The organism is Micromonospora craterilacus (assembly GCF_003236315.1).
GTDB classification, from domain to species: Bacteria; Actinomycetota; Actinomycetes; order Mycobacteriales; family Micromonosporaceae; genus Micromonospora; species Micromonospora craterilacus.
This window is the reverse complement of sequence record NZ_POTY01000008.1, coordinates 1-14177: the sequence shown is the minus strand read 5'-3', so window position 1 is coordinate 14177 and position 14177 is coordinate 1. Positions and strand designations below refer to the sequence as shown.

General features: G+C 72.6%; 16 protein-coding genes. 9 read left to right on the top strand and 7 right to left on the bottom strand.

Going from position 1 to position 14177, the window contains the following annotated elements; all coding sequences use genetic code 11:
- The first annotated feature begins 3 nt into the window (after positions 1 to 3).
- Positions 4 to 960, top strand: a complete 957-nt coding sequence (gene pheA / locus C1I95_RS02870; RefSeq protein ID WP_111212177.1) for a prephenate dehydratase — start codon at positions 4 to 6, stop codon at positions 958 to 960.
- Positions 961 to 988: 28 nt separating this feature from the next.
- On the opposite strand, the gene C1I95_RS02865 is transcribed toward pheA, so the two are convergent.
- Positions 989 to 1327, bottom strand: coding sequence for a metallopeptidase family protein (locus tag C1I95_RS02865; protein WP_111212223.1), 339 nt, complete (start codon positions 1325 to 1327; stop codon positions 989 to 991).
- A 127-nt stretch (positions 1328 to 1454) separates the two neighbouring features.
- A complete protein-coding gene (locus C1I95_RS02860; protein ID WP_111212176.1) occupies positions 1455 to 1886 on the bottom strand; it encodes an OsmC family protein in 432 nt (143 codons plus the stop codon).
- 162 nt (positions 1887 to 2048) lie between these two features.
- Here C1I95_RS02860 and C1I95_RS02855 point away from each other — a divergent pair, with 162 nt between their 5' ends.
- From C1I95_RS02855 to C1I95_RS02845, 3 genes are all read left to right on the top strand, one after another.
- Positions 2049 to 2789: a hypothetical protein gene (locus tag C1I95_RS02855; protein ID WP_111212175.1), complete on the top strand. Its 741-nt coding sequence runs from the start codon at positions 2049 to 2051 to the stop codon at positions 2787 to 2789.
- A gap of 241 nt (positions 2790 to 3030) precedes the next feature.
- Positions 3031 to 3852, top strand: coding sequence for an HAD family hydrolase (locus tag C1I95_RS02850; RefSeq protein WP_111212174.1), 822 nt, complete (start codon positions 3031 to 3033; stop codon positions 3850 to 3852).
- The gene (locus tag C1I95_RS02845; protein WP_111212173.1) at positions 3852 to 4664 is read left to right on the top strand and encodes an HAD family hydrolase; all 813 of its coding nucleotides are present in this window, start codon (positions 3852 to 3854) and stop codon (positions 4662 to 4664) included. Before C1I95_RS02850 ends, C1I95_RS02845 begins: the two co-directional genes overlap by 1 nt.
- 66 nt (positions 4665 to 4730) lie before the next feature.
- On the opposite strand, the gene C1I95_RS02840 is transcribed toward C1I95_RS02845, so the two are convergent.
- Positions 4731 to 5333: a bacterial proteasome activator family protein gene (locus tag C1I95_RS02840; RefSeq protein WP_111212222.1), complete on the bottom strand. Its 603-nt coding sequence runs from the start codon at positions 5331 to 5333 to the stop codon at positions 4731 to 4733.
- A 98-nt stretch (positions 5334 to 5431) separates the two neighbouring features.
- Between C1I95_RS02840 and C1I95_RS02835 the strand changes: the two genes are divergently transcribed.
- Both C1I95_RS02835 and C1I95_RS02830 read left to right on the top strand, forming a co-directional pair.
- Positions 5432 to 6229, top strand: coding sequence for an alpha/beta hydrolase family protein (locus C1I95_RS02835; protein WP_111212172.1), 798 nt, complete (start codon positions 5432 to 5434; stop codon positions 6227 to 6229).
- A gap of 79 nt (positions 6230 to 6308) precedes the next feature.
- Positions 6309 to 7508, top strand: a complete 1200-nt coding sequence (locus C1I95_RS02830) for an ABC transporter substrate-binding protein (protein ID WP_111212171.1) — start codon at positions 6309 to 6311, stop codon at positions 7506 to 7508.
- A gap of 69 nt (positions 7509 to 7577) precedes the next feature.
- Here C1I95_RS02830 and ddaH read toward each other — a convergent pair whose 3' ends face one another.
- Positions 7578 to 8411, bottom strand: a complete 834-nt coding sequence (ddaH, locus tag C1I95_RS02825; protein WP_199523581.1) for a dimethylargininase — start codon at positions 8409 to 8411, stop codon at positions 7578 to 7580.
- A 59-nt stretch (positions 8412 to 8470) separates the two neighbouring features.
- Here ddaH and C1I95_RS02820 point away from each other — a divergent pair, with 59 nt between their 5' ends.
- The 3 genes from C1I95_RS02820 to C1I95_RS02810 all read left to right on the top strand — a co-directional run bounded on the left by C1I95_RS02820 (position 8471) and on the right by C1I95_RS02810 (position 12047).
- Positions 8471 to 8929 (top strand): Lrp/AsnC family transcriptional regulator, encoded by a 459-nt coding sequence (locus tag C1I95_RS02820; protein ID WP_111212169.1) that lies wholly within the window; start codon positions 8471 to 8473, stop codon positions 8927 to 8929.
- Positions 8930 to 9038: 109 nt separating this feature from the next.
- Positions 9039 to 10973 (top strand): beta-propeller domain-containing protein, encoded by a 1935-nt coding sequence (locus C1I95_RS02815; protein WP_111212168.1) that lies wholly within the window; start codon positions 9039 to 9041, stop codon positions 10971 to 10973.
- A 117-nt stretch (positions 10974 to 11090) separates the two neighbouring features.
- Positions 11091 to 12047 (top strand): zinc-binding dehydrogenase, encoded by a 957-nt coding sequence (locus C1I95_RS02810; protein WP_111212167.1) that lies wholly within the window; start codon positions 11091 to 11093, stop codon positions 12045 to 12047.
- A 6-nt stretch (positions 12048 to 12053) separates the two neighbouring features.
- Here C1I95_RS02810 and C1I95_RS02805 read toward each other — a convergent pair whose 3' ends face one another.
- The 3 genes from C1I95_RS02805 to mobA all read right to left on the bottom strand — a co-directional run.
- A complete protein-coding gene (locus C1I95_RS02805; protein ID WP_111212166.1) occupies positions 12054 to 13136 on the bottom strand; it encodes a T3SS (YopN, CesT) and YbjN peptide-binding chaperone 1 in 1083 nt (360 codons plus the stop codon).
- A 249-nt stretch (positions 13137 to 13385) separates the two neighbouring features.
- Positions 13386 to 13643: a DUF6457 domain-containing protein gene (locus C1I95_RS02800; RefSeq protein ID WP_111212221.1), complete on the bottom strand. Its 258-nt coding sequence runs from the start codon at positions 13641 to 13643 to the stop codon at positions 13386 to 13388.
- The coding region (mobA, locus tag C1I95_RS02795; RefSeq protein ID WP_233513337.1) for a molybdenum cofactor guanylyltransferase at positions 13640 to 14177 on the bottom strand (538 nt) is incomplete at its 5' end. The genes mobA and C1I95_RS02800, both read right to left, overlap by 4 nt.

Sequence of the window (14177 nt, the reverse complement as noted above, 5' to 3'; positions counted from 1 at the left end):
GCCATGCCGGGAACGCCGCCGACCCGTTTCGTCTACCTCGGGCCCGAGGGCACCTTCGCCGAGCAGGCGCTGCGTACCGTGCCGGCCGCCGAGCGGGGCACTCGTACGCCGGCCCGCAGCGTCGGCGAGGCCCTGGAGGCGGTACGCGCCGGTGATGCCGACGCCGCGCTGGTGCCGCTGGAGAACTCGATCGGGGGCGCGGTCGGGGTGACCCTCGACGAGCTGGCCGAGGGGGACCCGCTGGTGATCACCCGCGAGGTGATCCTGCCGGTGGAGTTCGTCCTCGGCGCGCGTCCGGGGACCACCCTGTCAGTGGTGCGCAGCGTCGCTGCCCATCCCCAGGCGTCCACCCAGTGCCGGGGCTGGTTGCGGGCGCACCTGCCCGACGCGGTCGTGGTCGACGTACTCTCCAACGGCGCGGCAGCGGCCGGCGCGGCCACCGGCGAGTACGACGCGGCGATCTGCGCCCCCATCGGCGCGACCCGGCACCGGCTCGCCGTGCTGGCCGACAAGATCGCCGACCACCCCGACGCGGTGACCCGCTTCGCCCTGCTGTCCCGGCCGGGTCCGCCACCGCCACCCACCGGCGACGACGTGACCTCCCTCGCCGTGTACATCGCGCACGACCGGGTCGGCGCGCTGCTGTCCGTGCTGATGGAACTCGCGGTCCGTGGCGTCAACCTGACCCGGATCGAGTCGCGGCCGACCGGTGAGGCACTCGGCCGGTACGTCTTCTTCCTCGACTGCACCGGCCACGTGGCCGGTGCGCGGCTCGGTGAGGCGTTGCAGGGGCTGCGCCGGGTCTGCGCCGACGTACGCTTCCTCGGCTCGTATCCCCGGCACCGCTGGAACGGTGTGACGGGCGACCGCCCGGTGCCCGCCCCGGCCGGTCTCTCCGACGCCGACTACGCGGACGCCGCCGCCTGGCTCGCCCGGCTGCGGTCCGGCGAGCTGAGCTGAACGCCCCGGCCGACCGGCAGCCGGCGGGTCAGCCCCAGCCCAGCTCGTGCAGGCGCGCATCGTCGATGCCGAAGTGGTGGGCGATCTCGTGCACCACGGTCACCGCCACCTCGTCGATGACGTCCTCGTCGGACTCGCAGATGCGCAGGATGGGGTTGCGGTAGATCAGGATGCGGTCCGGCAGGACACCGGCATAATCCCAGCCCCGGGCGGTCAACGCGTGCCCCTCGTAGAGGCCGAGCAGGTTCTCCCCGGGCGGTGGATCGTCCTCCACCAGGATCACCACGTTGTTCATCAACGCCAGCAGTTCCTCCGGAACCTCGTCCAGCGCCTCCCCCACCAACTCCTCGAACCGCGCACGCTCCATCTCGACCGCCACGGGACCATTCTTCCCCACCCAACCCGCGATCTTGCACTTCCGGCCGCTGCGAAGAGGCATGGAAGCCGCATATCGGCAACCGGAAGCGAAAGATCGACGCGGGTTCGGGAGCGGGTCAGGAGGTGAGGCGGGCGGTGAGGGTGATCTCTGCGCCGGGCGAGAGCAGGCGGGAGATCGGGCAGTTCTGCTTGGCCGTCTCGGCCAGCTTGGCGAACTGCGCCTCGTCGATGCCGGGCACGTCACCGACGGTTTCCAGGTCGATCCGGGTGACGGTCATGCCGGCGTCGGTCTTGTCGAAGTGCACCTTCGCGGTGGTCTCCACCGAGGTCGCCGTGGTGCCGGCGTCAGCGAGGGCCTTGGAGAAGGCCATCGAGAAGCAGCCGGCGTGCGCGGCGCCGATCAACTCCTCGGGGTTGGTGCCCTCTCCCTCCTCGAAGCGGGACTTGAAGGAGTAGTTCCCCTGTAGCCCGCCCTTGCCGGTGCGGACCGTGCCGGACCCCTCGGTGAGGTTGCCCTGCCAGCGTGCGGAAGCGGTACGGATAGGCATACACCTGACGCTAGTCCACCGGGCGCCAGCAGGCGACCGACCGGCACGGCCCGCGCATCCACCTTTCCCGGCGGAGAGATCCGGCTGTGCCATGATTCGACACGGATCCGCACCCGCGGCCGGTGGGCGAGCGGCCTCCCGGCCACGAGGAGAGGGCGAGCGATGACCCACGATCTCCCCATCCCCCGTCAGGACGACCGGTCCGACGGCCCCAGCATCGTCGAGTGGGGCACGGAGGAGGACGAGTCGCCCGCCGCCGGCCGGCTCCGTCGGGTCCTGTCCGGCCTCGGCCGGGACCGGCGGGTGCCGATGCTGCTGGCCGGGCTCGGTGCCGCGGCGGCGCTGGCCTCGCTGCTCGGCGAGTGGTCGACGATGACCATCCCCAACAGCGGTCCAGAACCGGGGACTCCGCTCGAACTGTCCAGCGGGGTGGCCGAGATCGGCGGGTTGGGCACCGGTTACCTGGTCGGCCTGCTCGCCCTCGGCTGTGCGGTGGCCCTTGCGATGTGGGGCACCGCTGCCGCGCGGACCAACGCCCGGGTGGCCGGCATGGCGCTCGCCGTCGGCGTGCTCGCGCTGCTCGCGGCGACCGTGTCGTCGCTCGAGGACACGGCCGGGCGGGGCATGTTCTACTCCAGCGATATCGGCTTCGAGGTCGAGCACGGGCGGGGGCTGGTGATGGCCTTCGCCGCCATCCTGCTGTTCGCCGCCGCGCTCGTCCGGATCGGGACCGAGCCCGCCGGGTCACCGGCCGAGCCGGGCGGTTCTCCGGCAGAGTCGGACGAACCGCGACGGCGGGCCCGCCGCCACGCCGAGGACACCGAACGGGGCGAGGGACGCCAACCGGCCGACATCACCGTCACCCCGACGATCCCGTTCGCTCGTGAGGTGCCACCCAGCTGAGCCGGCCGCGGCCGCCCTGGGCCCGCCCGCCCAGCCGCCGAGTTCGCGCCGGCCGTCCGGCCGCCGGGGTCCGGCCCGGTGGTCGGGTCATCTCCGGTGCGCCGTCCGTTGGCACCCGATTCGCCTGGAAGCCATGGTTGCGACCCGTTCCGCGAGGTACGGTTGCTGCCCGCCGTCACGCCGGGTCGCGAATCGACGACCGGTACGGCTGGCCGCGACGGCGGCGGGCGAAGGAGGAACGATGAACCGCCCGGGCCTGCCCAAGCTGATCGCCACCGACCTCGACGGGACGCTCGTCCGCAGCGACGACACCGTCTCGGCGTACACCCATGAGGTTCTCGACCGGGTCCGCGCGGCCGGGATCCCGGTGGTCGGGGCCACCGGTCGCGGTCCCCGGCTCACCGAGCTGACCCGCAACGACATCCGTGCCGCGGACTTCCTGGTGATGGCCGGCGGCGGCCGAGTGGTCGACCAGAGCGACCCGGCCGGACCGGTGGTACTGCGCGACGAGCGCCTCTCCAGCGAGATGCTGGCCGTCCTGCTGGCCGACCTGGAGGCCACGGTCGGTCCGCTGACGGTCATGGTCGAGGCGTCCGACGAGCACGACGCCCCGCTCTGGGGCGACTACCACCCGGCCTGGCCGTACCAGGACCGGTTCGAGATACGCACCCGCGACGAGTGCCTCGCTGGCGACGTGATCAAGGCGTTCGCGCGGACCGCCGACCACCACGTCGACGAGTTGCTGGCCGCCGCCCGGGAGATCGTCCCGCCGCACCTCGCCACCCTCACCCAGGCCGGGCTCGGCTTCATCGAGATCTGCCCGCCCGGGGTGGACAAGGCGACCGGGCTCAGCGTGGTCGCGCAGCGTCTCGGGGTCGACCCGGCCGAGGTGCTGGTCTTCGGCGACATGCCCAACGACCTGCCGATGTTCGAGTGGGCCGGCTGGGGCCGGGTGGCGGTCGCGAACGCCCACCCGACGCTGCGCGCCGCCGCCGACGACGTCACCCTACGCAACGACGACGACGGGGTGGCGATCTACCTCGACCGGCTACTGTCCAGGTGATGGACGCGACGCCACACCTGATCGCCACCGACATCGACGGCACGCTGCTCCGCGACGACCGGACGCTCAGCGCCCACACCGCGGCCGTACTGACCCGGATCAGCGACCGGGGCACGCCGGTCGTGCTGGTCACCGGCAGACCGATCCGCTGGCTCAAACTGGTGTACGACCAGCTGGCCGAGCCACTGCCGGCGGTCTGCGCCAACGGCGCGGTGGTCTACGACCCGGTCAACGACGAGGTGCTGCGGGCCGACCCGCTGGCCCCGGAGCTGCTCGCCGAGGTGGCCCGTCGGCTACGGGCCGAGATACCCGGGGTGAGCCTCGCCGTGGAGATCGTGGACAGCCGGCAGATGCGGCACGAGACGCACTATCCGCTGCGCTGGGACGCCGACAACACCGCGATCCGGGTCGTGGAGACCCCAGAGGAACTGCTGTCGGTGCCGGCGGTGAAGGTGCTGGCCCGCGCCGGCGAGCAGGACCCGGACCAGTTCACCCAGTTGGTCGCCGCTGCCCTCGCCGGGTTGGCGGAGGCCACCCACTCCTCGCATTCCGGGCTGGTGGAGATCTCGGCGGCCGGCGTGACGAAGGCGGCCGGGCTGGCCTGGTACTGCCACCGGATCGGCATCGCCGCGACCGACGTGCTGGCCTTCGGCGACATGCCCAACGACGTGCCGATGCTGACCTGGGCCGGGCGGGGGGTGGCGGTGGCCAACGCACACCCCGCCTTGCTGGCGATCGCCGACGAGGTCACCTCGGCGAACTCCACCGACGGCGTGGCGGCGTACCTGGAGAAGGTCTTCGGGGCGGACTGAGCCGGCGCGGCCGGTGACCCGGCCGGCGTGCGGACCGTCAGCTGCGCGCCGCACGCCGAGCCGAGGTCAGAGGTACTGGCCGGTGCTGTGCCCCTCGCCGCCCGGCTGAGCGATGCCGGGCATCCCCGGCAGCACCGCCCCGGCCGGCCCGCTGGGCAGCGCCTGTCGGCCGGACCGCATCTGCTCCAGCTGCACCCGAGCCGCCATCTGCTGGGCGACCAGCGCGGCCTGGATGCCGTGGAACAGCCCCTCCAGCCAGCCGACCAGCTGGGCGTGGGCGATCCGCAGCTCACCCTCGCTGGGCGCCTGGTCCTCGTTGAAGGGCAGGGAGATCCGCTCCAGTTCCTCGCGCAGTTCGGGAGCCAGCCCCTCCTTCAGCTCGACGATCGACCGCTCGTGGATCTCCCGCATCCGGTGCCGGCTGGCGTCGTCCAGCGGGGCCGCCTTGACCTCCTCCAGCAGCTGCTTGATCATGCTGCCGATCCGCATCACCTTGGCCGGCTGCTCGACCAGGCGCGCCGGGTCCTCGCCGGGCCCGTCGTCGGTCTGCACGGTGCCGACCGGCCGGCCGTCCGGCCCGACCACCACCACCGTGCCGGAGTGCCCAATACCGTCCCGGCCGGGCTCGTCGTCTTGTCCAGCGGAATGCACTTCGGTCATGGCATCCATCTTTACCCAGCCGCCCCCGCCGGCGCCCGCCGGCCCGCGTTCGAGTTCCCACCGGCACCCGTCCACGGGTCCGTGGCGATCCGCGCTACCGTCGGCCGATGCCCACCGATCCCCGAGCCGTGCTGACCCGGCCCGCGCCCGATCCGGACGTGACCGTCGCCTACGGCGAGCACCCCGACCAGATCGCCGATCTGCGCCGGCCGGCGAGTGCCGGCCCGCCCCGGCCACTGGTGGTCGTGGTGCACGGTGGCTTCTGGCGTGCGGAGTACGACCGGCGGCACACCGGCCCGCTGGCCGCCGCACTGGCCGCGCTCGGGCACCCGGTCGCCCAGCTGGAGTACCGCCGGACCGGGCAACCCGGTGGTGGCTGGCCGGGCACGCCGACCGACGTACTGGCCGGGGTGTCCGCGCTGCCACGGCTGGCCGCCGCCGCGCTGCCCGGCCAGGTCGCGCCCGGGCCGCCGCTGCTGGTCGGCCACTCGGCCGGTGGACACCTGGCGCTGTACACGGCGGCCCACGCACCGGACGCCGTCGGCGGGGTGCTCGCCCTCGCCCCGGTCACGGACCTGGCCGAGGCGTACCGGCTGGACCTTGACTCCGGTGCGGTGGCCGCACTGCTCGGCGGCGGGCCGGCCGACGTGCCCGAGCGGTACGCCGCCGCCGACCCGCGATCACTGACACCCCTTCGACCACGCACCGTAGTGATGCATGGCACGTTGGATCAGCAGGTTCCGGTCGGGATGAGCCGGGCTTACGTGGCCGCCGGGCAGGCCGCAGGTGCCGATATCCGCCTTGTCGAGCTGCCGGAATGCGAGCACTTCGGACTCATCGACCCGGAGTCGGCGGCTTGGCCGCAGATAACCACCGCGTTGCGGTCTCTACACGAAGATCAATAGCCATTGACGCAGCGTCGCGGAACAGGTAGAACGCCGAAGGGGCGGAGGGCCGCCCGGCAACACATTTGAAGGGAACCCGGTGTCGCAGATGAACCGCAGGCGGGCACTCCAACTGCTCGCCGCGCTCGGTACGGGCGGACTCGTCGCCGGATGCGGCTCCGACGCCCAGGAGAACGCCAGCAACACAGGCACCCCGATCAAGATCGGGCTCATCGCACCGAAGTCCGGCGCGAACAAGGCGATCGGCGACGAGCTCGGTAACGGGTTCCAGCTCTACCTGGAACTCAACGAGGGGCGGCTCGGTGGTCACCCGGTCGACCTGCTCGTCGCCGACGAGGGCGACAGCGTCAAGACCGGTCAGGCGGCCGTCGAGGGGCTACTCAAGCAGGGCGTCCTCGCCATGACCGGGGTGGCCAACTCGTCGGTCATGTTCGGCATCCGGAACCTGGTCGAGCAGGCCCGGGTCCCGCTGATCGGCTCCAACGCCTCGCCCACGAGCCTGCAGAGCGTCGTCTACATCTGGCGTACCTCGTACGTGCTCGACGAGGCGGGTCGGGCGCTCGGCCGCTACCTCAAGGACACGCTCGGCCCCACCGACCGGATCGCGATGATCATGCCGGAAGGGGTCCTCGGCGGCGAGGACGTACTGCGCGGCTTCCGCCAGGAGTTCGGCGAGTCCGATTCGCGCATCGCCGACCCGGTGGTCTGGACGTCCAACAGCGCGAGCCCGAGCAAGACCGCCTACGTCTCCGACATCAACAAGGCCCTCAGCCGCAACCCCTCGGTGGTCTTCTGCTTCTACTCCGGCACGGCGGCGGCGGAGTTCATCATGCAACTGCGCGACGGCGGATTCCGGGGCAGGATCTACGCCCCCGGCTTCCTCACCGAGGGCACAGTGCTGGACAGCATCCGGCCGGCCAACGACGCGCTCGGCATCCGGACGGCGTTGAACTACTCCGCCGACCTCAACAACGCGGCCAACCGCCGGTTCGCCTCGGCGTACCGCAAGAAGCACAACGTCTCGCCGACCACCTACGCGATGGCCTCGTACGACGCGGCGAAGGTGCTCGACCAGGCGATCCGCCTGGCCGGTGCCACGCCCACCCCGCAGGAGGTCAACCTCGCGCTGGGCCGGATCGGGCAGATCGACAGCCCACGCGGCGCGTGGCAGTTCAACCAGCCGCGTACCCCGCAGCAGAAGTGGTATCTGCGCGAGGTGCAGCGTGACGGTCAGGTGCTGTCGAACGTCCTGGTCAACGAGCTGGCCACGCTCGGCTGAGCAGAGCTGGACGGGGCCGGCCTCCTCCGCGCGGGAGGCCGGCCCCATCGTCGTACGGGGCTGGGTGGCTCAGTGCCGCAGCTCGGCGATGCAGCACTTCACGCTGCCGCCGCCCTTCTTGAGTTCGGCCAGCTCCACCGGCACCGGCGTGTAGCCGGCCGTCTTGAGCCGGCCGGCCAGCCGGGTCGCCTCGCTGTTGAGCACCACGTTGGCGCCGTCACTGACCAGGTTCAGCCCGAACGCGAGGGCGTCATCGTCATCCGCCAGCACCGCGTCGGGGAAGAGCTGGGCGAGCACCTTCTGGCTGGCCGCGGAGAACGCGCCCGGGTAGTAGACGATGTTGCCGTCGTCGATCGAGGCGAGCGCCACGTCCAGGTGGTAGAAGCGCGGGTCGACCAGCCGCAGCGAGACCACCGGCCGCCCCAGCGCCTCCTGCGCCTCGGCGTGCGCGGGCAGCTCGGTGCGGAACCCGTGCCCGGCCAGGATCAGCCCGCCGTGCGCCTCCGGCAGGTACGCGAAGTCACCCTCGCCCTCGTTGGTCTCGTTCGGCGCGATGAACCGCCAGCCCTGCGACTCGTAGAAGGCCCGGTGCGCGGCCGCCTCGGCGGCCCGCTGGTGGTGCTTGAACCGGGCCCCGTAGACCGTCCCGTCCACCACGAAGGCACCGTTGGCGGCGAAGACCATGTCGGGCAGGCCGGCCTCGGGGACCAGCAGGTGCACCTCGTGGCCGAGGCCGACCAGCGTCTCCCGCAACCGGTCCCACTGCTTCACGGCCAACTCCGGGTCGACCGGGGCGGTCACGTCCATCCACGGGTTGATCGCGTACTCGACCGCGAAGTGCTCGGGCGAGCACATGAGGTATGTCCGCTTTCGCGGCACTCGCTGCTGGTTCACGGTCACCAAGAGTAGGTACGCTAGAACTTTAGTAACAGCCACAACCATTGCTTCCCCGAGGCGGAACATTGCAGATCGACGCCGTAGACCAGCGAATCATTGCGTTGCTCGTCGCCGACGCCCGTGCCTCGTACGCGGACATCGGCACCCGGGTGTCACTCTCCGCTCCGGCGGTCAAGCGACGGGTCGATCGACTGCGCGCCGCCGGCGTGATCCGGGGATTCACCGCCGTCGTCGACCCGGCCTCGGTCGGCTGGACCACCGAGGCGTTCGTCGAGCTGTTCTGCGCCGGCCGGACCACCCCGGCCCAGATCGGTGCCGCGGTGCGGCGTCATCCCGAGGTGGTCGGGGCGTACACCGTCTCCGGCGAGGCCGACGCGCTGGTGCACCTGCGGGCCGCCGACATCGCCCACCTGGAGGAGGCGTTGGAGCGGCTGCGGGCCGAGACGTTCGTGACCTCCAGCCGCAGCACTATCGTGCTCTCCCGGCTGGTCGAGTCCCCCGGCGTCGGCCCGTCCGCCCGCTGACCCGCCGCGAAGGGCAACCCGCGCCGCCTTCGACGGAGGCCGCGACAGGGCCGGCGACACGCCGCAGCGGGTACGGAACCGGACGCGCCACCGCAACGTCAGACCGCCCATGACACGGGGAACCAAGGCCGCGGCAGCCGGCAGCACGCTGGTCGTGCTCGCCCTGCTCGCCGGCAGCATGGCGGCACCCGAACCGGCACCGCTGACGCCCGGCCGCAGCGGACCGCCGATGGTGCCGGTGGCCAGCCTGGTCTCGTTCGACTCCTGCGCCGAAGCCCTCGCCGAGTTGCGCGCGGCGGCCATCGAATCGATCGGCCCGTACGGCTTCGACGGCGGCTCGATGCGGCTCGGCGACCGGGCGGCCCTCGGCGGCGAGTCGGTGGCGAGGGCCTTCGCCTTCGCGGAGGGTGGCGCCACCCCGCCGGGCGCCGGGCCGGAATACTCGACGACGAACAACCACGAGGCCGGCGCCGACGAGCCGGACCTGGTCAAGACCGACGGCCGGCGGATCGTCACGGTCACCGGCGGCGTGCTACGGGTGGTGGACCCGGCCACCCGCCGGATCACCGGGAAGATCACGCTGGCCGGCGACGAACAGTCCCTGGGCTGGGGGATGCAGCGGCTGCTGCTGCTCGGGGACCGGGCCCTGGTCCTCGCCGAGGACATGCCGGACGCGGCCATCGACTGGGCCCGGACGAGCAGGCCCCCCGGTACCACGCGGCTGGTGCTGGTCGACCTGGCCGGGCCGCCCCGGGTGCTCGGCACGTACCGCATCCAGGGTGGCACCGTGGACGCCCGGCTGACCGGCGAGACCGCCCGGGTGGTGGTCCGCTCGACGCCGCAGCTGTGGTTCCCGCTCGACCCCGGCGGCAGCGACCGGGAGCGGATCGAGGGCAACCGGGCGACGGTCAATGAGGCCGGTGTCGAGGCGTGGCTGCCGGAGTACGAATGGACGACCGGGAAAGAGCGACACACCGGGCGGGTCGGCTGCGACCGGCTGAGCCGTCCGGAGCGGATGACCGGCACGTCGATGCTGACCGTGCTCAGCTTCGACCTCAGCGCCGACCAGCTGGGCGACGGCGACCCGGTCAGCGTCGCGGCCGACGCGAGCACCGTCTACGGCACGGCCACCAGCCTCTACCTCGCCGGCCAGCGTCCGGGGCGGGCCGTCAAGCCCAACCGCTGGCGGCCGACCATGGACGACCAGGTCACCGAGATCTTCCAGTTCGACATCGGCGCTCCGGGCCGTCCCCGCTACCTCGCCGCCGGCCTGGTGCCGGGTTGGCTGATCAACCAGTACGCGCTGTCCGAGTGGGCGGGGCATCTGCGGGTGGCGACCACCTCGGGCGACGTCTGGGGCGACGGGCGTACCTCCGAGTCCACCGTGCGGGTGCTGCGCCGCGAGGGCGGATCGCTGGTGCCGACCGGAATGGTCGGCGGGCTGGGTCGGGGTGAGCGCATCTACTCCGTGCGCTACCTCGGCCCGGTCGCGTACGTGGTCACGTTCCGGCAGACCGACCCGCTCTACTCGCTCGACCTGACCGACCCGGCCGCACCGCGGGTCACCGGCGAGCTGAAGATCACCGGCTACTCGGGTTACCTGCACCCGCTGCCCGAGGGGCGGCTGCTCGGCGTGGGCCAGGAGGCCGACCGGCAGGGGCGGGTCAAGGGTGTGCAGGCGTCGCTCTTCGACGTCCGCGACCCGGCCCGGCCGATCCGGCTGGACCAGTGGCACCTGCCCGGTGCCTGGTCGAGTGCCGAGTACGACCCGCACGCCTTCCTGTACCGGCCGGACACCGGCCTGGTGGCGCTGCCGGTCGACACCGGCATCCGCCTGCTCCGCGTCACCGGCGACACGATCAGTGAGATCGGCGAGGTGAACCACCCCGGTAGGCACGACAACGGCCGGCAGAGGTGGGAGCCGTCCTGGCCCATCCTCCGGTCGCTGGTGATCGGCGACGTGCTCTGGACCGTCTCCGACGCGGGCCTGCTGGCCTCCGACCCGGCCACCGCACGACGCCTCGGCTGGGTCGCAACGACCTGAATCTCCCTCCCCACGCGGGTGGGGCCCGGTTTCTCGGGGTTTCCGGGCCCCACCCGCCTTGACCTCAACCAAGGTTGAGGTGGTCGACTGGGTTCGGCCCATCGACGAGGGGGAGACGTGCGGGCGGTGTGGTTACGCGAGTTCGGCGGACCGGAGATGCTGGTGCCGGGCTCGGCGCCAGATCCGGGACCCGGCCCGGGTCAGGTGCTGATCGACGTGGTGCACGCGAACATCACGTTCGTGGAAACCCAGTTCCGGGCGACCGGCTTCGGGCCGTCGCCCGCGACGCTGCCGGTGATCCCCGGCAACGGCGTCGGTGGGGTGATCAGCGCGGTCGGGCCGGACGTCGACCCGGGACTGGTCGACCGCCGAGTGGTCACCGGAACCGGCGGGTCCGGGGCGTACGCAGAACTGGTCGTCGTCGACGCCACCGCACCGGTGGCGGTCCCGGACGGACTGCCGCTGGACCAGGCGGTGGCGCTACTCGCCGACGGGCGTACCGCGCTGATGCTGTGCGAGGCGGCCGGCCCGGGCCCCGGTGACCGGGTGCTTGTCGAGGCCGCCGCCGGTGGCGTGGGTAGTTTGCTGGTCCAGCTCGCGGCCCGCGCCGGCGCGCGGGTGGTCGGCCTCGCCGGCGGTACCCGCAAGGTGGCGCTGCTGTCCGGGCTGGGCGCGCGGGTCGCCGTCGACTACCGGGAGCCGGACTGGGTCGAGCGGGTGCGGTCGGCGGTCGGTGGGGTCGACGTCGTCTTCGACGGGGTCGGCGGGACGGTCGGGCGGACAGCGTTCGAGCTGCTCGACCCGGGTGGCCGGATGCTCAGCTTCGGGCTGGCCAGCGGCGAGTGGGCCGGGATCCCCGAGGAGAGGGCCGCCGAGCGGGGCGTGACGCTGACCCGCCCGGCGCCGACGCCGCAGCAACTTCGGGCGTACACCGAGCGGGCGCTGGCGGAGGCGGCGGCCGGTCGGCTGCGTCCGGTGATCGGGCAGCGCTTCCCGCTGGAACGGGCGGCCGACGCGCACGCGGCGATCAGCGCCCGGGAAGCGATCGGCAAGACCCTGCTCGACGTCCGCTGACCGGGTTCACAGGTACATGCCGGTGCGGTGCTCGCCTCGCCGGCCCGGCTTGTCTCCCTCACCGAAGAACCGCTTGCCGCCGAACTCGCCGTGCAGGCGGTCGTCCAACTCGTCGGCGAGACCGGTCATCACCTGTACCGCGAGCATCAGGTGGGTGGGCTGGAAGTTGCGGCCGAAGACCGGGATCGACGCCCATACCGTGTCGTCGGCGCAGTAGAGACGGCCGATCGGCATCCGGTTGGTCAGCTCGGAGAGCTTGACGTACAACTGCTCGGTGGGCTCGACCTCGGTGAGCACCGGGGAGAAGACGTCGACCAGCGGCGGGTTGTCGCGGACCCGGACGAAAACCATCGCCGAGCCGGCGCGGATGTTGATGTCGCCGTCGGAGTCGACCTGGAGCCGCTCCGAGTCCGACCGGAGCATGGTCGAGACGACCGTGCGGACCCGCTCGGCCAGCTCCAGCACCTCGGTGTCCGCGCCGGCCTCACCGGTGGTGGCCAGCGCCTTCTCCAGGTCGGCGCCGATTTCCCGACCCAGGCCGAACTCGCTGCGGGCGGTGCCGAGTGGCTCACCGGGTAGCGCCTCACCGTCGGCGTCCTCGATCAGGTAGACCAGGAAGGCCGGGTGCGGGGTGCCGTAGATGTCGCGCAGGGTACGCGACAGCAGGGCGGCCAGCCGGCTCGCGTCCGCGGCCGCGTACTCCAGCCCGAACTGGTCTCCTGAGCCCTCCACCACACCCGGCGGTGACCAGCCCAGCGCGACCATGTCGGCGACGGCCGCGCGGTCCAGCCGGTAGCCCTGGGGCAGGGTCGCGTTGCCCACCGCCTGGGCGGCGAGCCGGCCGTCCGTCCCGACGTCGACACTGACGGAGTACACGGCGTCGTCGGTGCCGGAAGCGGTCGGGTCGAGGGTCAGGGCCACGTGCGCGCCCGGCGGCAGCCCGGTCAGCCGGTCGGCCAGCGCCCGGGCGAACTCCCGCCACGCCTGGGTCACCTTCGCCCGCAGGTCGGCCGTGCTCGGCTCGTCGAGCAGGATCGACTCGTGGTGCGCCGGCATGCCGGGCGGTGCCGAGGGGTGGTCTACCGTCATGATCGCCTCCGTCCGTTCCGGTCACCCTACCCAGCCAGCCGCTGGGACGGATCTGCCCGGACCCTGATCGGACAACACCCCCGAACTGGTCACCCGGCACCCCGCTCGGATCAGTCGCTGCCGGGCTCCTGGTCAGTCGGTGCCGGGCTCTGGTCAGTCGGTCGGTGCGTGCTTCGGTCAGTCGGTCGGTGCGGGCTCTGGTCAGTCGGTCGGTGCGTGCTCTGGTCAGTCGGTCGGTGCGTGCTCTGGTCAGTCGGTGCCGGGCTCTGCGCCGAGCTCGACCGGCCAGGTGCCGGCCAGTTCGGCGAGCCGGGCGGCGGTCGCGACGGGATCCGCGCCCCGGCCGACAGCCAGGCCGAGCAGGTACGCGGTGACCGGCGCGCCCGGCCGTAGCACCTGGTGGGCCACGTCCCGGGCCAGGTCGAGCACGGTGGGCACGGGCACCTCCGCCGGGTCGAGGCCCAGTTCCGTGCAGGCCGCCGTGAGCCAGTCGTCCATCACCGTCATCGCGCCCACTCCTCCGCCCGGCGTACGTCACGCTCAGTGTCGCAGTCGAACCAGGGCGGCGGACCGTCGCCGGACCACGTCAGCTCGCGTACGGCGAGCCCGGCGAGCAGCTCCCGCAACGGGGCACCGGCCAGCTCACCGCCCCGTTGCCGGGTGAGCCGGTCGAGGGCGGTTCGCAGGGCGGCCGGTCGCCACACCCCGCAGAGGGTCTGCCGCCGCCCGGACCGGTCGACGTGACACACCCCGTCGATGCCGGGCTGGTCGAGATGGTGCAGCAGCTCGCCGATCGCGGACCGGGTCAGCAGCGGCAGGTCGGCCGCGAGCAGCGCGACGGCCGGCACGTCGGCGTCGAGCAGGGTCAGTCCGGCTGCGGTGGCGGCAACCGGACCGCCACCGGTCGGCCGCTCGCGCGTCAGCCGTACCCCCTCAGGGGCCGGCCCGGCCCCGACCAGGATCCGGGGTGCCGCATCAGCCACCGCGTCGAGCACCCGCTCACGCATCGGTACCCCGCCTACCGGCACCACCGACTTGTCC

What these genes read in the sequence shown, in the direction of transcription:
- C1I95_RS02855 (WP_111212175.1), top strand. Translation starts at nt 2,049, where the DNA reads ATGACCCACGATCTCCCCATCCCCCGTCAGGACGACCGGTCCGACGGC.
- C1I95_RS02840 (WP_111212222.1), bottom strand. Translation starts at nt 5,333, where the DNA reads ATGGATGCCATGACCGAAGTGCATTCCGCTGGACAAGACGACGAGCCC.
- C1I95_RS02850 (WP_111212174.1), top strand. Translation starts at nt 3,031, where the DNA reads ATGAACCGCCCGGGCCTGCCCAAGCTGATCGCCACCGACCTCGACGGG.
- C1I95_RS02860 (WP_111212176.1), bottom strand. Translation starts at nt 1,886, where the DNA reads ATGCCTATCCGTACCGCTTCCGCACGCTGGCAGGGCAACCTCACCGAG.
- C1I95_RS02845 (WP_111212173.1), top strand. Translation starts at nt 3,852, where the DNA reads ATGGACGCGACGCCACACCTGATCGCCACCGACATCGACGGCACGCTG.
- pheA (WP_111212177.1), top strand. Translation starts at nt 4, where the DNA reads ATGCCGGGAACGCCGCCGACCCGTTTCGTCTACCTCGGGCCCGAGGGC.
- C1I95_RS02805 (WP_111212166.1), bottom strand. Translation starts at nt 13,136, where the DNA reads ATGACGGTAGACCACCCCTCGGCACCGCCCGGCATGCCGGCGCACCAC.
- C1I95_RS02800 (WP_111212221.1), bottom strand. Translation starts at nt 13,643, where the DNA reads ATGACGGTGATGGACGACTGGCTCACGGCGGCCTGCACGGAACTGGGC.
- C1I95_RS02865 (WP_111212223.1), bottom strand. Translation starts at nt 1,327, where the DNA reads ATGGAGCGTGCGCGGTTCGAGGAGTTGGTGGGGGAGGCGCTGGACGAG.
- C1I95_RS02815 (WP_111212168.1), top strand. Translation starts at nt 9,039, where the DNA reads ATGACACGGGGAACCAAGGCCGCGGCAGCCGGCAGCACGCTGGTCGTG.
- C1I95_RS02835 (WP_111212172.1), top strand. Translation starts at nt 5,432, where the DNA reads ATGCCCACCGATCCCCGAGCCGTGCTGACCCGGCCCGCGCCCGATCCG.